The sequence below is a fragment of the Aquabacterium sp. genome (assembly GCF_016234775.1).
Lineage (GTDB): Bacteria > Pseudomonadota > Gammaproteobacteria > Burkholderiales > Burkholderiaceae_C > Aquabacterium.
Map to the genome: position 1 here is coordinate 1 of NZ_JACRAH010000032.1, position 18,198 is coordinate 18,198.

The window sequence follows — 18,198 nt, forward strand, 5'->3', positions numbered from 1 at the left end:
AAAGGAGCAGAACATGCCCAAAATGAAGACCAAGAGCAGTGCGAAGAAGCGTTTTCGCGTTCGCCCGGGTGGTACCGTCAAGCGCGGTCAAGCCTTCAAGCGTCACATCCTGACCAAGAAGACCACGAAGAACAAGCGTCAGCTCCGCGGCGCTGTGAACGTGCATGAGACCAACATGGGCCACATGGCTCAAATGTTGCCTTTCGCTGGCCTGTAAGCGCATCGCTTCAGAGCTAACGAAACGTCTCGATCTGGTTTTAGATATTTACGCCGAAGGAGTAATCCATGCCTCGCGTCAAACGTGGTGTAACAGCCCGCGCTCGTCATAAGAAAGTTCTCGCCCTGGCCAAGGGTTTCCGTGGTCGCCGCAAGAACGTATACCGCATCGCCAAACAAGCCGTCATGAAGGCAGGTCAATATGCCTACCGTGACCGCCGTGCCAAGAAGCGTGAATTCCGCCGTCTGTGGATTGCACGTATCAACGCCGGTAGCCGCGCATTGGGCCTGACCTACAGCAAGTTCATTGCTGGCATCAAGAAGGCTTCGATCGAAATCGATCGCAAGGTGCTGGCTGACATGGCTGTCAACGATCCTGCTGCTTTTGCCAGCATCGTTGAAAAGGCCAAGGCTCAACTGGCTGCTTGATCGTTATCGAGCAGACAGCTCGCAAGATGCTGCGCCGGTCGTCAGGCCGGTGAACTAAAGGCCAACATCGCGTTGGCCTTTTTTTTCGACAAAAGACCATGACCGACACCCACAGCGATCTCCAGGCGCTGGTGCAATCTGCCCAAGAGGCATTTGCCGCCACAGCCACGCCCGCCGACCTCGAAAACGCCAAGGCCCGTTTCCTGGGCAAGTCTGGCAGCGTGACCGAATTGCTCAAAGGCATGGGCGCGCTCAGCCCTGAAGAAAAGAAAACCCGTGGTGCCGCCATCAACCAGGCCAAGCAGCAGGTAGAGGCGGCGCTGAATGCGCGTCGTCAGGAGTTGGCGGATGCCGAGTTGGCAGCGCAATTGCGTGCGGAATCGCTGGATGTGACCTTGCCTGGTCGCCGCCGTGGCGAGGGCGGTCTGCACCCGGTGTCGCTCAGCATCGAGCGCATCGAAGGCATTTTCGGTTCGATGGGTTTTGCCGTGGCCGATGGTCCGGAAATCGAAGCCGACTGGTTCAATTTCACTGCACTGAACACGCCGGAAGACCATCCTGCGCGATCGATGCACGACACCTTTTACGTGGAAGGTGGTCACCTGCTGCGCACGCACACCAGCCCGATGCAGGTGCGTTACGCCGTGCAGCATGTGAAGCAACACGCTGAAGCCATCGCCAAGGGCGAGCGCATGCCCGAGATCCGTGTGATCGCGCCGGGCCGTACCTACCGTGTGGACAGCGATGCCACGCACTCGCCCATGTTTCACCAGTGCGAAGGCCTGTGGATTGGCGAGAGTGTCAGCTTCACCGACTTGAAGGCCGTGCTGGGTGATTTCTTCAGCACCTTCTTTGAGACCGACGAGCTGGACATTCGCTTCCGTCCGTCCTTCTTCCCGTTCACGGAGCCATCGGCTGAAGTGGACATCGCTTTTGCCTCCGGCCCACTCAAGGGCCGCTGGTTGGAAGTAGGTGGAGCAGGGCAGGTGCACCCGAACGTGGTGCGCAACTTTGGTCTGGATCCAGAGCACTACATCGGCTTTGCCTTTGGCCTGGGGCCGGATCGCCTGACCATGCTGCGCTACGGCGTGAACGATCTTCGCCTGTTCTACGAAGGCGATCTGCGTTTCCTGCAGCAATTCCAGTAAAGGCAGGGGCCGCAAGGCCTTTGCCGTTTGTGTGATGCTTTGAGCCCCGCTACACCTGCCTAAGGATCTCTGCCATGACCACGACTTCCGCTACCACCATCCGTGCCTGGGCTGCGCAAGAGGCTTCCAAGCCGCTTGTGGCAACCTCGTATGAGCCAGGTCCCCTAGGCGCGGAAGAGGTGGAGGTCAAGGTCGAGCATTGCGGCCTGTGCCACTCCGACTTGTCCTTGATCGACAACGAATGGGGCTTCTCGGGCTACCCGATCATTGGTGGCCACGAGGTGGTCGGCACGGTCGTCGCGCTGGGCAGCAATACCAAGGGCTTGAAGCTGGGCCAGCGTGTGGGCATTGGCTGGATGGCCGCAAGCTGCATGTCCTGCAAAAGCTGCCTGGGTGGTGAGCCGCAACTGTGCCGGGCCGGTGTGCCGACCATCGTCGGTCACAACGGTGGCTTTGCCGAACGTGTGCGTGCGCACTGGCTGTGGACTTGCCCTATTCCTGAGAAGCTGGATCCGTCCAAGGCTGGTCCCTTGCTGTGTGGCGGCATCACGGTGTTCTCGCCTTTCCTGAACTTCGGCATCAAGCCGACGCACCGCGTTGGCGTGGTGGGCATTGGGGGGCTGGGGCATTTGGCGCTCAAGTTCGCGCGCGCCTGGGGCTGCGAGGTTACAGCCTTCACGTCCAGCGAGTCCAAGCGTGATGAGGCCTTGCAACTGGGGGCACACAACGTGGTCTCCAGCGTGGATGCCAAGTCCATGAAGCAGGTGGCCGGCAAGCTGGATATGGTGCTGGTCACCGTCAACGTCATGCTGAACTGGAAGGCGCTGATGAGCACGCTGGCGCCCAATGGCCGCCTGCACATCGTGGGCATCCTGCCTCAGCCGATGGAGGTGGAAGCCTTCCCGCTGATCGGTGGCCAACGCAGTGTGTCGGGCTCGCCAACGGGCTCGCGCCAGGACATCGACACCATGCTCGACTTTGCCGCACGCCATGGCATCGAGCCTCAAACCGAACATTTCCCGATGAGCCGCATCAACGATGCGCTGGAGCACCTGCGCGCGGGTAAGGCCCGTTATCGCGTGGTGCTGGACGCGGATTACCCGTCCGAGCTCATCTGATCGAACCAAACATACCGATTCCCAAGGATCACTGACATGCAATTCCCCGAGTCCTGGCTGCGAACCTTCTGCAACCCCGACCTGACCACGCAGCAACTGGCCGATCTCCTGACCATGGCGGGTCTGGAAGTGGAAGAGCTGCAACCCGTTGCGCCGCCTTTCACGGGCGTGGTGGTGGGGCATGTGCTGGAAGTGGCCAAGCACCCGGACGCCGATCGTCTGAACGTGTGCAAGGTGGATGCCGGCACGGGCGCCGTGTTGCAGATCGTGTGCGGTGCGCCCAATGTGCGCCCGGGCATCAAGATCCCTTGCGCCACGGTGGGGGCCGAATTGCCGCCAGGCGCCGATGGCAAGCCGTTCAAGATCAAACTGGGCAAGCTGCGTGGCGTGGAAAGCCAGGGCATGCTGTGCTCGGCGCGCGAACTGGGTGTGTCGGAGGAGTCGAACGGCCTGCACATCCTGGCGGATGATGCACCGATTGGCCAGAACATCCGCGAGCACCTCAAGCTCGACGACACGCTGTTCACGCTCAAGCTCACGCCCAATCTGGCGCATTGCCTGAGCGTGGCGGGTATCGCCCGTGAAGTGGCCGCCTTGACGGGTGCCCCGCTGACCTTGCCCGCTGTGGCGCCCGTCAAGCCCGAGATCGACGCCCGCGTGAAAGTGACCGTGGAAGCGGCCGACCTGTGTGGTCGTTTTGCTGGCCGCGTGATCCGTGGTGTCAATCCGCAAGCCAGGACACCGGACTGGATGATCGAACGCCTGGCGCGTTGTGGTCAGCGTTCGGTGTCGCCGCTGGTGGACATCTCCAACTATGTGATGTTCGAGCTGGGGCAGCCTTCGCACGTGTTCGATCTGGACAAGATCCAGGGCGGGCTGGCCGTGCGCTGGGGCAAGGCCGGCGAGCGACTCAAGCTGCTCAACGGCAACACCATCACGCTGGATGAGCAGGTTGGTGTGATCGCGGACGGCAACCAGGTCGAGTCGCTGGCCGGCATCATGGGTGGCGACGCCACCGCCGTGGGCGATGACACCCGCAATGTCTACCTGGAGGCCGCGTTCTGGTGGCCCAAGGCCATTGCTGGCCGTGCTCGCCGCTACAACTTCTCGACCGATGCTTCGCACCGCTATGAACGTGGCGTGGACCCGGCGCCCACAGCCGATTACATCGAGCGCATCACCCGCCTGATCATCGACATCTGCGGTGGCCAGGCTGGCCCGCTGGATGACCAGATCGTGCAGAAGCCCGATCGCAAGCCGGTGACGCTGCGTCTGGCGCGTGCCCAGCGTGTGATCGGCATGCCCGTGACGCTGACGGAAGTCGAGCAGGTGCTGACGCGTCTGGATCTGCCGTTCACGGCCCAGGCGAAGAAGGATGACACGCACCTGGTCGTCACCCCGCCAAGCTGGCGTTTCGACATCCAGATCGAAGAAGACCTGATCGAGGAAGTAGTGCGCGTGATCGGCTTCGACAAGCTGCCCAAGCGTGCGCCCAAGGCACCTGTGACCTCGCAAGTGCGTCCGGAAGCTCAGCGTGGCCTGTACGCCGTGCGCCGTGCCGTGGCCGCGCGTGGCTATCAGGAAGCCATCACCTTCAGCTTCGTGGAGGAAAAGTGGGAAGCCAATTTCGCCGGCAACACCAACCCGATTCGGGTGCTCAACCCGATCGCCAGCCCGCTGGCCGTGATGCGTTCCTGCCTGATCGGCAGCCTGGTCGAGGTGCTCAAGACCAATCTCTCGCGCAAGGCCGATCGCGTGCGTATCTTCGAAGTGGGGCGTGTGTTCAAGCGTGACGCGTCCGTGCAAGACGGCGCGCAGACCGTGGCGGGCTTTGATCAGCCCGTGCGCGTGAGCGGCCTGGCTTATGGCTCGGCTGACGCGCTGCAATGGGGCACGGCTGCACGCAACGTGGATTTCTTCGACGTGAAGGGCGACGTGGAGGCCTTGCTGGCCCCGCGTCAGCCTCAGTTCGTGGCCGCCGAGCACCCCGCCTTCCATCCTGGCCGTTGCGCGCAGGTGGTGGTGGACGGCAAGGCGGTAGGCTTCGTGGGTGAGTTGCACCCCAAGTGGCGCCAGTCGTATGACCTGCCGCTGGCGCCGGTGCTGTTCGAGCTGGATGCCGACGTGCTGGTGCAGCGCGTGGTGCCTGCGTTCACCAGTGTGCCCAAGATGCAGTCCGTGTACCGTGACCTGGCCCTGGTGGTGCAGGACAGCACGCCGCACGACGCCTTGATCGCCGCCATCACCAAGGCCCCGAGCGAGGGCCTGGTGCGTGGTGCCCGCTTGTTTGACATCTACAAGCCCAAGACGCCTGTGGCCGGCATCGCCGACAACGAGCGCAGTCTGGCCGTGCGCGTGGAACTGCGCGATGATGAGCAGACTTTGACCGATGAGCGCATTGAAGCTGCCATGAGGGCCGTCCTGGCCTCCCTGGACAGCGGCATTGGCGCACGAGTTCGTGCCTGAGGCCGGGGAGGGCCTGAGAGATGAGCGAAAAAATCAGTGATCTGACGGTGTTGTTGCCCACCATCGAAACGCCAACCCTGACCAAGGCCGAGCTGGCCGACATGCTGTTTGAGCGCCTGGGCCTCAACAAGCGTGAGTCCAAGGACATGGTCGAGGCGTTTTTCGAGCTGGTCAACGACACCCTGGTGCAGGGCACCGACGTGAAGCTGTCGGGCTTTGGCAACTTCCAGATTCGCCGTAAAGCACCGCGCCCGGGACGTAATCCCCGTACGGGCGAGGCGATTCCCATCAAGGCGCGCAATGTCGTGACCTTCCACGCCAGCCAGAAGCTCAAAGGCATGGTGCAAGGTGACATTCCATCTGGTGAAGACTTGGAGTAAAGTCTGAAGCCTTTTCCCGATCTTGTTGATCTTGCTCGGGATTTTTACGGAACATCGGGAAACTGATCTGTAGTCTGCGATGGGATCCATGGACCGCGTCGAGGGCGTTTTGCCCCCCATTCCTGCCAAGCGCTACTTCACCATTGGTGAGGTGAGCGAGTTGTGCCTGGTCAAGCCTTATGTGCTGCGCTACTGGGAGCAGGAGTTCGTCCAGCTCAAACCCATGAAGCGCCGCGGCAACCGCCGCTACTACCAGCATCACGAGGTGCTGCTGATTCGCCGCATCCGCGAGTTGCTGTACGAGCAGGGTTTCACTATCAGTGGTGCCCGCAATCAGCTGGCCGAGATGGGTGTGCTGGCGCCAGCGGCGGACGAACTGGATGGCGTGGTGGATGAGCCGCTGAGCCCGGCGCGCAACCATGCGGGTGGCATGCCGCCCGTGTCGGCTGGCGTGCTCAACGGTGCACACCACGGCGCGGTATCCAGCGGCTTGCTGGATGGTCGTGCGGCGCGCGCCCTGCAGGCCAGTACACCTGCCATGGCCGATGCAGCCTGGATGATGCCCGCCTTGCCTGAACTGGATAAACTGAGCCCGGACTCGGTCATGGCGCTGCGCGAAGCCTTGCTGTCGATCCGCGATCTGTTGTCTTGATGATAAAAAGTTTGCTTGAGCCTCAAAAATGGCAAAAAAGCCATGCTATAGTCTAAGTCTTCGTCGGGGCGTAGCGCAGCCTGGTAGCGCACTTGCATGGGGTGCAAGGGGTCGCGAGTTCGAATCCCGCCGCCCCGACCAAAGAAGTTCACGAGGGTCAGTAGGAAACTACTGACCCTTTCGTGTTTTCTGGCCCCCGTTCACGCAGAGCGGCTTGGCTCGGATGAACTGAATTGTCGGAGTCCCTTCATGACGAGCGCCCCTGATCAGCCTAGCCACGCCGCGCGCGTACCTGTCGAGCTGAGCAAGGCGTATCGCCTGCTCAATCATGGGCCCACCGTGCTGGTCAGTGCGGCTCACGGCGGTCTGCGCAATGTGATGGCGGCTGCGTGGAACATGCCGCTGGATTTCAATCCGCCCAAAGTGGCCGTCGTGATCGACAAGCAGGCCTATACAAGGGTCTTGATCGAGGCTTCGGGCGAGTTTGTGCTGTCGGTGCCGCCAGTGGCCTTGACCCATCAAGTCATGGCAGCGGGAAGCCAGAGTGGCAAAGACCTGGCGCAAGACAAATTCGAGGTGTGCGGCCTGCAGGCTGCCCTCGCATCAAGTGTGGGTGCGCCCCTGGTGGAGGGCTGTGTGGCCTGGCTGGAGTGCAGGGTCTTGCCTGAGCCTGAAATGGCCCAGCGCTATGACCTGTTTCTGGCGGAGGTGGTGGCCGCATGGGCGGATCCTTCCGTGTTCCGTGAAGGCCGGTGGCACTTTGCTCGTGACGAGCAGCGCAGCCTGCATCACGTGGCGGGTGGCGCCTTCTTCACGACCGGTGCCCTGGTGCAGGGCTGATCGGAACCTGCTCAGCTGCGCTTCTTCTGTTGCTTCTGGATGGCGCGGTCAAACTCCTGCTGCAGGACCACGGGGAAGGCCGCACTGACCGAACCAATCGCCAGCGGGCGCAGCCGTTCGAACAAGCTTTTCATCGCGCCGATGACATTAGGGTCCGGGGCTAGCTTGGGGGCTGTTGCACCTTTGTCACTGGATGTCGGTTGTGGGCTGGTGATGGCCTTGAGCAGTTCCAAAAAGAGTTGCTCCACGTAGGCCTTGGCAATGGCCCTGGTGTGCTTGATCAGTTCGTCCTGCAGGTCCAGAACGGTGTCGAGAGGCACATTCAACTCGGCCAGCTGAATGCCGATGCGCTCGAGTGCCGGGCTCAACATCTCGACCTCGTCGTCCCCCACGGGGCGATACAGACCGTTGCGTGCCAGTCGTTCCTTTTGTTCAGGCGTGGCCTTCGTGTCCCAGTTGGCCGCCATCTCGTTGATGGCTTTGCGCTTGGGTGCCTCGACGGTGAAGAAGGTGGTCGAGAAGAGTTCACTGATGAGCGAGTACTCGCCCCAGGCGCCTTCAGGCGTCTTTTCCAACATGCCCTTGATGGCGTCCAGCCTGAATCCTTGCTGGCGCAAGTCCCGAATCAGCTCCAGTTTGCCCTGGTGTTCAGCGTCATACAGACCCAGTCGGCCTTGTAATCTTGGCGGAGGCATCAGGCCCGCAGTTTGGTATGCGCGGATATTGCGGACGCTGACGCCGGTTCGCGCCGAGAGTTCTTCAACGGTCATCTCGCTGCCGTCCGCGGAAGGACGGGCAGGGCGATGGCGGGAATTATTGGCAGGAACGGCAGACATCGATAGTCGGATAACGGTATTGGCCTGCATGATACCGACCCTATATTGCAGAGTTAATGTAACATCTGTGTTGTTGCGTCGACAATGAAGTTTCTGGCGCATGTCCATCCCCGCGATGTCGAACGGCGGGATGGGCGGGAGGGCGAGTATCGGTTCGACCTGAATGGCAGTTTTACCGTCCGATCCACGTGATGAACCGTTTTCAGTCGACCATGGCAAGCCTGGTTCTGGCGTTGACCAGCCTCTGGGCCTTGCCGGCCCTTGCCGCCCTCGAAGTGGCTGGCGTGCGTTTCGATGATCAGACCAGTCTGGCCAGTCAGGCTCTGGTGCTCAATGGCGCGGGCGTGCGCGTCAAGATGATCATCAAGGTGTATGCGGTTGGCCTGTACGTGCCGCGCAAAGAGACTGCGCCTGCTGCGATCCTCAATCAGGCTGGCCCCAAGAGCATTCGCATCGTGATGCTGCGCAGTGTCTCGGGCGAGAAGCTGGCGAATGCCCTGACGGAAGGTATCGAGGACAACGTGAGTCCGGCTGACCTCCTTAGCTTGCAGCCTCGCATCGATGAGCTGGAGGCTGCGATGCGCAGTGCCGGTGAGGCGGTGAAGGGCGCGCAGATCCAGCTGGACTACTTGCCGGGCATCGGCACCCGTGTGACCATGGGTGGCAAGCCTCTGGGCAAGGACATTGCTGGCGAGGACTTCTATCGTGCCTTGCTGAAGATCTGGCTGGGCGAGCATCCGTCTGACCGCAGCCTCAAGGGTGATCTGCTGGGGCAGTCCTGAGCGTCTGGCACAGGCGCTGCCGCTGCGATTGCATCAGGTGTTCAGCACTTGATGCCCATGTGCATGGCCACGACACCGCCGGTCATGTTGTGCACGTCCACATGGCCGAAGCCGGCTTCCTTCATCATGCCCTTGAGCGTGGCCTGATCGGGGTGCATGCGGATGGATTCGGCCAGGTACTGGTAGCTGGCGGCATCGCCCGCGATGATCTGGCCCAGCTTGGGGAGGATCTTGAACGAGTACCAGTCGTAAGCCTTTTCAAGCGGCTTGGCGACCTTGGAGAACTCCAGCACCAGCAAACGGCCACCAGGCTTGAGCACGCGGCACATTTCCTTGAGGGCCAGGTCCTTGTGCGTCATGTTGCGCAGGCCGAAGGCCACGGTGACGATGTCGAATGTGCCGGTGGGGAAGGGCAGCTTTTCGGCGTCGCACAAGGTTGTGGGCAGGGCCATGCCGGCGTTGAGCAGGCGATCTCGTCCGGTGCTCAGCATGGCTTCGTTGATGTCGGTGTGCACCACCATGCCTGTGGCGCCGACACGCTTGGCGAAGGCCTCGGACAGGTCGCCCGTGCCACCAGCGATGTCGAGCACCTTGTGGCCTTCACGCACGCCGCTGGCGGCGATGGTGTAGGCCTTCCACAGGCGATGCAAACCCATCGACATCAGGTCGTTCATGATGTCGTACTTGCCGGCGACGGAGTCGAACACACCGCGAACGCGTTGTGCCTTCTGTTGCTCGTCAACCTGCTGAAAACCGAAGTGCGTGCTGCTCATAGGCCGGCATCTTAATCCTGTTGTGGGCCCGCAAACGGGGTCAGGGCGCGGGCACAGGCCATCGCGCTGGCCCAGGCCCATTGAAAGTTGTAGCCGCCCAGCCAGCCGGTGACGTCCACCACCTCGCCGATGAAGTGCAGGCCGGGCACGATCTTGCTCTCCATGGTCTGGGAGCTGAGGTCGCGGGTATCGACGCCGCCAGCGGTGACCTCCGCCTTGGCGTAGCCTTCCGTGCCGTTGGGCGTGATGGACCAGGCATTGCCTGCCTGCCCCAGTGCGTCCAGATCCTTGTCCTTGAGCTCGGCCAGGGCGGCGTCCGGCTTCAGAGCTGGGTTGGACACGGCCTGTTGCGCCAGCAGGGTTTGCGCCATGCGCTGCGGTACGGTGTCGCCCAGGCTCAATCCCCATTGGGTGGACAACTGCTTGCGCGAGCCGGTCTTGGCCTGCTTGAGGTTGTCAGCCAGATCCCGTTGGGGCACGAGGTTGAGCGTCAAAGGCTGGCCTGTCTGCCAGTAGCTGGAAATCTGCAGCACGGCCGGGCCGCTCAGGCCGCGATGGGTGAACAGCAGGTCCTCCAGGAAGGATGCAGGCGCGGTTTTCTTGTTGCGTTTGGCGCCTTCAGACGGCGGTGCGGGGGGTGTGCTGATCTCCACCTCCAGCGAGATGCCGGCCAACGACACGAACGGCGCCCATTGCTCGGCAGGAAAGGTCAAGGGGACCAAAGCAGGGCGCAGGGGCACGATGCGGTGGCCCATTTGAGCAGCGAGCTTCTGGCCGAAGTCGGTGGCGCCGATCTTCGGGATGGACAAGCCGCCGGTTGCAATCACGACCTGGTGAGCCCGAACCAGACCTTGGTCCGTGTCCAGTTCGAATCGGGCTTGATCTGCCGAGGATGTGCCCATCGGCCTGACGGCATGCACGGCGCAGGGCTGGCGCCGAACCACGCCACCCGCGTCACACTCCTTGAGCAGCATGTCGATGATGTCGCCGGCGCTGCGGTCGCAAAACAGCTGTCCCTTGTGCTTCTCGTGCCAGGCAATACCGTGGCGCTCGATGAGACTCAGGAAGTGTTGGGGCGTGAAACCCGTCAGCGCCGAGCGGCAGAAGTGGGGGTTCTCGCTCAGGAAGTTGGCCGGCGTGACCTCACGGTTGGTGAAGTTGCAGCGGCCGCCTCCAGAAATGCGGATCTTTTCGGCCACCTTGCTGGCGTGATCCAGCACCAGCACGCTCAGGCCTCGCTGGCCCGCCAAACCCGCACAAAACAGGCCGGCGGCACCTGCGCCGATCACGACGACATCGAACTTTGACATGCCGGGATTGTCGCAGCAGTGCGATCAGGCCTCGTTGATGCCCAGCGTGCGCACCGTTGTGAACACGCCTTCTTCGCCTTCCTGCTCAGCCGCAACGGCACGGCCACGCCCTTGCCGCTTGGCTTCCTGCAGGGCCTGATCGGCTCGGTGTGTGGCGTCCGGCAGGGACTCGCCAGCTTGAATCTGTACCACGCCGAAACTCAGGCTCAAAGGCCTTTGTTGCAGCGACGAGCGCCCCTGGTCCACCTGCCTGACCATGCGGTCTGCCACGTGCAGGGCATCGTTGATGGTGGTGTTGGGCAGCAAGGCCACAAACTCGTCGCCGCCCAATCGGCCTACCAAGTCGCGGCTGCGCAGGATCTTGCGTGCGCTGCCCGCCACGAGTTTCAGTGCTTCGTCACCACCTGCATGGCCGCTTTCATCGTTGACTTGCTTGAAATGATCGATGTTGAACACCATCAGGGCAGATGAGCCGGGTGGGCTCAAACGCAGTGTCTGCGAGGCCATCTCGTTGAAGTGGCGGCGATTGGGAACCTGGGTGAGCATGTCGAAGTCGGCCATGATGCGCAACTGTCGGTGCGACTCGCGCAGGTCCTGTTCCGTGCGCTCGTAGGTCAACAGCAGGCACATGTAAACCGAGAACATGACGGCGGCCACCAGGCCGATCAGCACCACAGGCTGCTGGATCTGGTTGGGGTCTACCACCGGCACGCCCCACGCGCCGAAGGCGGCCACCATGCGCGGTACCTGGAAGCCTGCTGCCACGACCAGGAAGAACAGGATGGCCTTGAGATAAGGGCTTTGCCGCCAGTCGCGGATCGAATGCACCTGCCAGGCGGTGTAGGTGTAAAAGCAGATGTTGATCAGGCTGAATGAGGCGACACGTGCGCCGACGTCGTTGGGGTTCTGGCGCCAGATGGTGACGTAGGCGAGGAAACCGCCCACGAGCAACACCAGGTCTGTGAGCGGTGGTGTTCGGAAGTTGCTGCGGATGTAGAACTGGCGCATGCCGGCCAGCATGGTCAGGGGCCATTGCAGCGACAGCAGGACCGACAGCGGCACCATCCAGGGGTGCGTGTCATGCAGGAACAGCGTCAGGGCGCTGAGCATGTTGGCCCATTGGGCTGCCGTCCAGAACCAGTAGCCTCGGTAGGTGCGTTGCGTCACGCCGACCAAGGTCATGATCCCGGCGGCCATGAACAGCACGACGCCGATGACCAGGGTCAGCGTGGGCAAGTGAAGGGGTTCGAAATGAGGCATTGCGGCTTTTAACTGCTTGGTCGCAACATGATGTCCGGAAGTCGGACAAAATCCTCCTTCATGGTACCCCTGCACAGTTCTTTGTTGTGCGTCCTATTTTCACGCATGCAACGCGCTGTGTGAATCCCGCACTGCCGGGGTATTGACTACAGGAGAACACTGAGATGGCGATGGACGTTGTGGATTTCGAAATCAAAGGCGCTGAAATGCAGTTCGTGGAGGTCGAGCTCGACCCGGGCGAGGCTGCCATCGGCGAGGCCGGCAGCATGATGTTCATGGAGTCCGGCATTGAGATGGACACGGTCTTTGGTGACGGATCGCCGCAACAAGGCGGCATTTTTGGCAAGTTGCTGGGGGCGGGCAAACGCCTGATCACCGGGGAGAGTCTGTTCACAACGGTTTACCAGAACCAGGGTAGTGGCAAGAAGCGCGTGGCATTCGCGGCCCCCTACCCGGGCAAGATCCTGCCGATGGACCTCAAGCAGCTCGGCGGCATGCTGATCTGCCAGAAGGATGCCTTCTTGTGCGCCGCGCGTGGCGTGTCCCTGGGGATTGCCTTTCAGCGCAAGCTCGGGACCGGCTTTTTTGGTGGTGAGGGTTTCATCATGCAAAAGCTGGAAGGCGATGGCATGGCCTTTGTGCACGCAGGCGGTACGGTCGTGCGGCGTGAGTTGAAGGCCGGCGAAACCCTTCTGGTCGACACAGGCTGCCTGGTGGCCTACACGTCAGGCGTGGATTTCGACATTCAATACGTGGGCAAGATCAAGACGGCCATGTTTGGCGGCGAGGGTGTGTTCCTGGCCAGGGTGACGGGCCCCGGCCATGTCTGGCTGCAGAGCTTGCCGTTCTCGCGACTGGCCTCCCGCATCTTTGCCGCCGCGCCCCAAACTGGCAGTGGTGGCCGCGAAGAGGGCAATCTGCTGAGCAGCCTGGGTGGCTCCGGCGGTCTGCTGGGATCGGTTCTGGGCAGCGATCGCAATTGACTGGCTTGGTGCGCTGGATGGCTGGCGATACACGAGCAGCGGTCTGGCCTGACTCTGGGCCGGCTTACACTGGAGAGCTTGACCGAAGCTTAGTTATCCGATGAACCGCACAGACAATCCGAGCGCCGCACGACATGTCCACTTTGGGCGTCTCGCCGGCGCTTTGCTAGCGGGCGTGTTGAGCCTTGGGCTTGGCTCGCCTGCAGCCTCTCAGACTGCATCCGCACCTGCTGCGACCTCGCACGCCAAGCCGCCCATCTTTGTTTTGAACTCGCTGGACGCCACGATCAGCGTGGTCGACCCGGTGAGTTTCAAAGAGTTGCGCCGCTTGCCCACAGGCAAGGAGCCGCATCACCTCTACCTCACGCCGGACGAGAAGTCGCTCATGGTCGCCAATGCGCGGGCTGATTCCATGACCCTGGTGGACCCGAAGACAGGGCAGGTGCAGCGCGTGATGGAGGGCATTGCCGACCCCTATCAACTGCGTTTTTCGCCGGACATGAAGTGGTTCATCACGGCAGCCAATCGGCTCAACCACGTGGACATTTACCGCTCGATGCCCCGTCAGGGCGGTGGCGTGGATGTTTCGCTGGTCAAGCGTGTTCCTACTGGTAAAACGCCCAGCCACATCAATGTGGACAGCAAGAGCACGGTCGCTTATGTGACCATGCAGGACAGCGATGAACTGATTGCCATTGATCTGGCTACGCAGACGCCGCGCTGGAAGGTGCCAGTGGGCAAGCTGCCGGCAGATATATTTCTCACGCCAGATGACAAACAGTTGATGATCGGCCTGACCGGCGACAGTTATGTCGAGGTGTATGACATTACCGGTCCCAAGCCCGTTCTGAGCAAACGCATCAAGACAGGCGAGGGCGCTCATGCGTTTCGAGCCTGGGGTGACAAACGCCATGTTCTGTTGAGTAACCGGGTGGCTAACACGATCAGCAAAATCGACATGCAGACCATGTCGGTGGTGGCCACTTATCCGGCGCCTGGTGGCCCGGACTGCATGGACCTGATGTCGGATGGCAAGACCATCCTGGTGACTTCGCGCTGGGCACGCAAGCTGACTTTTATCGACACGGTCACGCAAAAGGTGATCCGTCAGATTCCACTGGGACGTTCGCCGCACGGCGTGTGGACGCTGGACCATGCGCCGCGCAACTGATGTCGCCTTGGCTGTGGCGGGCACGCTCGGGGTTTGTCTTCCTGTTTTGTGCCTGAGTGCCGGGTCGGTATGGGCTGATACGCCAACTGCCGAGCGCTGTGACAAGCCCGTTTACCTGACCATTGACACTGGCCACATGGGTGTTGCGCCTTTGATCGTGGACACGCTCCAACGCCATGGTGTCAAGGCCACCTTCTTTCTGGCCAACGAGCGCACCCAGCGTGTCGATGGCAAGACCGAGGGCAGCACGCTGGATGCGCAATGGGCCCCGTGGTGGAAGGCGCTGGCGTCACAAGGTCACGACTTTGGTTCCCACACCTGGGACCACCTGAGCTGGCAAGCCGATGTGGCTGGCCGCTTCAGATTCAAGGGCTCGGCCGGTCCGCAGGCCGGGCAGGTGCAAACGCTCACCGCCCAGCAGTATTGCGCTCAACTTGCTCAACCAGCCCGGCGTTTCCAGGAGATGACGGGCCAATCCATGCGGGCTATTTTTCGAGCGCCTGGCGGCAAGACATCGCCGGCCTTGCTGGCTGCCGCGAAAGCCTGTGGCTGGCAGCACGTGCCCTGGACGCCTGCGGGCTTCCTCGGTGATGAGTTGTCCAGTGATCGTTACCCCAATGCCGCCTTGCTCAATCGGGCGCTGAAGAACGTACGCCAGGGGGAGATTCTCCTGATGCACCTGGGCATCTGGTCACGGCAGGACCCTTGGGCGCCCGCCGTGCTGGAGCCGCTCATCGTGGGGCTGCAGGCACGTGGCTTGTGTTTCGCGACGCTGCGTGCGCATCCTGATTTTGCTGCTGCGGGGCCGGCCCCGCTCAAGCCTTGAATTCAACATCGCATCATGATTGATGAGACGCTGATCACCCCGCTGACCGACGCTTTCGGGCAGGTTCAGCAATGGCTGTTCGAAAACGCCGTGCAGCCCGCCATGTTTGCGGCAGGCATGGGCAATCTGCTCGAAGATGCCTATGCGGCGACTGGTTGGTTGCTGGTGGGGCTCATCCAGCTATTGCTGATGCTGTGCCTGATCGCACCATTGCAACGTTGGCGGCCTGTCGAGCGTTTTGGCTTTGACAGGGGTGTGAGAGCCGATGTGATCTACACACTCCTGCACCGCTTGGGTGTGTTCCGCGTGGCCATGTTCTTTTCCGTCGAGCCTTTGCTGGATGGCTTGTTTGGCCAGGCCCGTGTGAATGGTCTGGATGGCATGCAGCTTGACGCCGCCATGGCGCCCTGGTGGCCGGGCGTGACCGACACGGCATGGGCCAGTTTCGTGCTGTATTTGCTGGTGTTCGATCTGGTGGATTACTGGATCCACCGCGGCCAACATCAAGTCAACCGTTGGTGGGCACTGCACGCGGTGCACCATAGCCAGCGCCACATGACGATGTGGAGCGACAACCGCAACCACCTGCTTGATGACGTCATCCGCGACCTGATCATCGCGTTCACGGCACGCGCCATCGGTGTGCCGCCAGGGCGGTTCGTGGCGGTGGTCGCGGTCACCCAGTTGATCGAGAACCTGTCGCATGCCAACGCAAGGTTGACTTTTGGCTGGCTGGGGGAGCGTCTGCTCGTAGGGCCCAAGTTCCACCGCCTGCACCACGCGATTGGTCTGGGCCATGAAGGCAACAAACCCGGTTCACTGGGTGGCTGCAATTTTGCCGTCCTGTTCCCGATCTGGGACATCGTGTTTCGCACCGCACGGTTCGATGGCCAGTTTGCCGCTACGGGCATCCGCGATCAGTTGCCCGAGGAAGGTGGGCGGGACTACGGAGAAGGCTTCTGGGCTCAGCAATGGCTGGGGCTCAAGCGCCTGATCGGTCAAGGCTAAAGCGAAAGCGGGCGAGGCCAACTCGCCCGACCTTGGGTATGCTGGCAGCCATGCAGCGATCCCCCTTGAATGTTGTCTTGTCTTCTGGCACCTCGATCTCGTCTACGGCGCTGATGGCCGATTCGGCCTGGCGGGCTGTGGCGTATTGTCTGCACCCGCGTGTGATCTATCTGTCTCTTCTGCCCTTGATCCTGGCTGCCACCGGTCTGGGGCTTCTGGGATGGTTCGGCTGGGAGCCAGGTGTGGCTGCGGTGCGGCAGGCGTTGGATACCTGGGGTATCAGCCATAACGTGCTGGCCTGGCTTGATCGCGCAGGCTTGAGCTTCCTGCGAACGGCCGCAGCACCCTTTCTGCTGGTGCTCATGGTCGTGCCGCTGGTGATTGTCGTGTGCCTGCTGCTGGTAGCGGGGTTGATGACACCATCCCTGGTCAAGCTCGTTCGCCACAGACGATTTCCTCAATTGCTCGATCGTGATGCAACCCCTTGGTGGCGCTCGCTATTGTGGTCGGCAGGGGCATCGATAACGGCTTTGGCCCTGTTTGTGGTGAGCCTGCCCTTGTGGCTGATGCCGATCTTTGCCGTGTTGGTGCCGCCCGTCATCTGGGGCTGGCTGACCTACCGCGTCATGGCTTTCGACACCCTGGTGGATGTGGCATCGCCGACCGAGCGGGAGGTCCTGCTCAAGCGCCACCATGGCAGCCTGCTGGGCATGGGCATCCTGTGTGGCTACATTGGCGCAGCACCGGCTGCGCTGTGGGCCATGGGGGCGCTGACCGTGATTCTGGCACCGCTGATGGTGCTGCTGTCGGTGTGGCTTTACACGCTGGTGTTCGCCTTCTCCAGCCTTTGGTTCGCGCATTTTCTTTTGAGTGCCTTGCAGGCCCAGCGCCAGGCTTCCCCATCTTCATCAGTGTCTGGCGACACGGTCGACATCCACATCGGGACATCCACATGATCGGACTCATCATCATTGGCGACGAAATCCTCAGCGGACGCCGCCAGGACAAACATCTGAGCAAGGCCATCGAGTTGCTCTCCGAGCGCGGCATGGCCGTCTCATGGGTGCGCTATGTGGGTGATGAGCCCGAGCGCATCACGGCCGACCTTCGGCACGCGCTGGACAGCGGTGATGTGGTGTTCTCGTTTGGTGGCATTGGCGCTACGCCTGATGACCACACGCGTGCTTGCGCCGGCAAAGCCACGGGCCGTGAACTGGTATTGCATCCGCAAGCCAGGGCGTTGATCCTGGATCGCTGCAAAGTCCTGGCAGAGCAGGATGGCAAGCCTTTCGAGCCAGATTCGGCTGACACACAGCGACGCCTGCAGATGGGTTTCTTTCCCGTTGGCGCGGACATCATCCCCAACCCCTACAACCAGATTCCCGGATTCACGCTGGAGGGGCGCGTGCACTTCCTGCCAGGCTTTCCTGTCATGGCCTGGCCCATGATGGCCTGGGCGCTCGACGAGTTGCACGCGGATCTGCACGGGCAGGGGCAACTGGCAGAGAAAGCTGTCGTGGTCTATGGCGCGATCGAGTCGGTGCTCACGCCTTTGATGGTGGAAGTCGAATCCCGCTATGCGCCGGTGAAAGTGTTCAGCCTGCCCAGCGTAGACCATCCGGTGCATGGACGCCACATCGAACTGGGCGTCAAAGGGGGGGCGCAAGAGGTCGAGGAGGCGTTTGCATACCTGCAGCAAGGTCTGCTCAAGCTTGGTGCAAAAACTGGCCCAATATTGGTGCGCAACCAGGGTTGATCACGCTTGTGCACCTATATAGTGCATTTGTGGAGGTGCCCAGTTCGGCAGAGAGGCTTCCGAGATTTCACGATTTGAATCTTGTCCCCTTCAAGTGCATGGCGAATCGGACTTCGTGATCCGCTTCGGTGCGATCTGGCGGGGGATTTCCCGTGCAAGGAATTCAAAAGCTTGATCTGTCACGACCTTGAGGCACGCTTTCTGCTATTACACTTGCGCGCTGTTTCTGATCTGGAAACAGACA

Annotated in this window: 19 protein-coding genes and 1 tRNA gene; 16 read left to right on the forward strand and 4 right to left on the reverse strand. The window is 61.5% G+C overall.

The genetic code is table 11. From position 1 onward, the window contains the following. Nucleotides 1-13: 13 nt before the first annotated feature. From rpmI to HY836_RS09460, 9 genes are all read left to right on the forward strand, one after another. Complete coding sequence (gene rpmI, locus HY836_RS09420) at nucleotides 14-217, forward strand: 50S ribosomal protein L35 (protein ID WP_028601240.1); 204 nt, start codon at nucleotides 14-16, stop codon at nucleotides 215-217. Nucleotides 218-285: 68 nt separating this feature from the next. Next, complete coding sequence (gene rplT / locus HY836_RS09425) at nucleotides 286-645, forward strand: 50S ribosomal protein L20 (RefSeq protein ID WP_058089095.1); 360 nt, start codon at nucleotides 286-288, stop codon at nucleotides 643-645. Between the two features lie 98 nt (nucleotides 646-743). After that, nucleotides 744-1,793: a phenylalanine--tRNA ligase subunit alpha gene (locus HY836_RS09430; RefSeq protein WP_290675780.1), complete on the forward strand. Its 1,050-nt coding sequence runs from the start codon at nucleotides 744-746 to the stop codon at nucleotides 1,791-1,793. 74 nt (nucleotides 1,794-1,867) lie between these two features. After that, nucleotides 1,868-2,911: an NAD(P)-dependent alcohol dehydrogenase gene (locus HY836_RS09435; protein WP_290675782.1), complete on the forward strand. Its 1,044-nt coding sequence runs from the start codon at nucleotides 1,868-1,870 to the stop codon at nucleotides 2,909-2,911. Between the two features lie 36 nt (nucleotides 2,912-2,947). Beyond that, nucleotides 2,948-5,377: a phenylalanine--tRNA ligase subunit beta gene (pheT, locus tag HY836_RS09440; protein ID WP_290675784.1), complete on the forward strand. Its 2,430-nt coding sequence runs from the start codon at nucleotides 2,948-2,950 to the stop codon at nucleotides 5,375-5,377. A gap of 20 nt (nucleotides 5,378-5,397) precedes the next feature. Then, entirely contained in the window at nucleotides 5,398-5,757 is a 360-nt protein-coding gene (locus HY836_RS09445) for an integration host factor subunit alpha (protein ID WP_290675786.1), read from the forward strand. Between the two features lie 79 nt (nucleotides 5,758-5,836). Continuing rightward, on the forward strand, nucleotides 5,837-6,409 hold the full coding sequence (locus HY836_RS09450) for a MerR family transcriptional regulator (RefSeq protein ID WP_290675788.1): 573 nt from the start codon (nucleotides 5,837-5,839) through the stop codon (nucleotides 6,407-6,409). Nucleotides 6,410-6,473: 64 nt separating this feature from the next. Further along, nucleotides 6,474-6,550: transfer RNA gene (locus tag HY836_RS09455), tRNA-Pro, on the forward strand. A gap of 108 nt (nucleotides 6,551-6,658) precedes the next feature. Continuing rightward, nucleotides 6,659-7,249, forward strand: a complete 591-nt coding sequence (locus HY836_RS09460) for a flavin reductase family protein (RefSeq protein WP_290675790.1) — start codon at nucleotides 6,659-6,661, stop codon at nucleotides 7,247-7,249. An 11-nt stretch (nucleotides 7,250-7,260) separates the two neighbouring features. On the opposite strand, the gene HY836_RS09465 is transcribed toward HY836_RS09460, so the two are convergent. Then, complete coding sequence (locus tag HY836_RS09465) at nucleotides 7,261-8,304, reverse strand: MerR family transcriptional regulator (protein WP_290675792.1); 1,044 nt, start codon at nucleotides 8,302-8,304, stop codon at nucleotides 7,261-7,263. Here HY836_RS09465 and HY836_RS09470 point away from each other — a divergent pair. Next, nucleotides 8,298-8,867, forward strand: a complete 570-nt coding sequence (locus HY836_RS09470; RefSeq protein WP_290675794.1) for a chalcone isomerase family protein — start codon at nucleotides 8,298-8,300, stop codon at nucleotides 8,865-8,867. The genes HY836_RS09465 and HY836_RS09470 overlap by 7 nt on opposite strands. 41 nt (nucleotides 8,868-8,908) lie before the next feature. Here HY836_RS09470 and ubiE read toward each other — a convergent pair whose 3' ends face one another. The 3 genes from ubiE to HY836_RS09485 are packed head-to-tail and all read right to left on the reverse strand — an operon-like array spanning nucleotide 8,909 to nucleotide 12,186. After that, nucleotides 8,909-9,640, reverse strand: coding sequence for a bifunctional demethylmenaquinone methyltransferase/2-methoxy-6-polyprenyl-1,4-benzoquinol methylase UbiE (gene ubiE, locus HY836_RS09475; protein ID WP_290675796.1), 732 nt, complete (start codon nucleotides 9,638-9,640; stop codon nucleotides 8,909-8,911). Between the two features lie 11 nt (nucleotides 9,641-9,651). Beyond that, nucleotides 9,652-10,950 (reverse strand): NAD(P)/FAD-dependent oxidoreductase, encoded by a 1,299-nt coding sequence (locus HY836_RS09480; protein WP_290675798.1) that lies wholly within the window; start codon nucleotides 10,948-10,950, stop codon nucleotides 9,652-9,654. 24 nt (nucleotides 10,951-10,974) lie between these two features. Then, nucleotides 10,975-12,186 (reverse strand): GGDEF domain-containing protein, encoded by a 1,212-nt coding sequence (locus tag HY836_RS09485; RefSeq protein ID WP_290675799.1) that lies wholly within the window; start codon nucleotides 12,184-12,186, stop codon nucleotides 10,975-10,977. 188 nt (nucleotides 12,187-12,374) lie between these two features. On the opposite strand from HY836_RS09485, the gene HY836_RS09490 reads away from it, so the two are divergent. The 6 genes from HY836_RS09490 (at nucleotide 12,375) to HY836_RS09515 (ending at nucleotide 17,954) form a co-directional block, all read left to right on the forward strand. Then, nucleotides 12,375-13,193, forward strand: a complete 819-nt coding sequence (locus HY836_RS09490) for a TIGR00266 family protein (protein WP_290675800.1) — start codon at nucleotides 12,375-12,377, stop codon at nucleotides 13,191-13,193. Nucleotides 13,194-13,293: 100 nt separating this feature from the next. Beyond that, nucleotides 13,294-14,364 carry a YncE family protein gene (locus HY836_RS09495; protein ID WP_290675801.1) on the forward strand — a complete coding sequence of 357 codons (1,071 nt, stop codon included), beginning with the start codon at nucleotides 13,294-13,296 and terminating at the stop codon, nucleotides 14,362-14,364. Next, entirely contained in the window at nucleotides 14,348-15,190 is an 843-nt protein-coding gene (locus tag HY836_RS09500; RefSeq protein ID WP_290675802.1) for a polysaccharide deacetylase family protein, read from the forward strand. Before HY836_RS09495 ends, HY836_RS09500 begins: the two co-directional genes overlap by 17 nt. A 33-nt stretch (nucleotides 15,191-15,223) precedes the next feature. Next, nucleotides 15,224-16,198 (forward strand): sterol desaturase family protein, encoded by a 975-nt coding sequence (locus tag HY836_RS09505; RefSeq protein WP_290675853.1) that lies wholly within the window; start codon nucleotides 15,224-15,226, stop codon nucleotides 16,196-16,198. Nucleotides 16,199-16,248: 50 nt separating this feature from the next. Continuing rightward, complete coding sequence (locus tag HY836_RS09510; protein WP_290675803.1) at nucleotides 16,249-17,154, forward strand: EI24 domain-containing protein; 906 nt, start codon at nucleotides 16,249-16,251, stop codon at nucleotides 17,152-17,154. Continuing rightward, nucleotides 17,151-17,954, forward strand: coding sequence for a molybdopterin-binding protein (locus HY836_RS09515; RefSeq protein WP_290675804.1), 804 nt, complete (start codon nucleotides 17,151-17,153; stop codon nucleotides 17,952-17,954). Before HY836_RS09510 ends, HY836_RS09515 begins: the two co-directional genes overlap by 4 nt. Nucleotides 17,955-18,198: the final 244 nt, after the last annotated feature.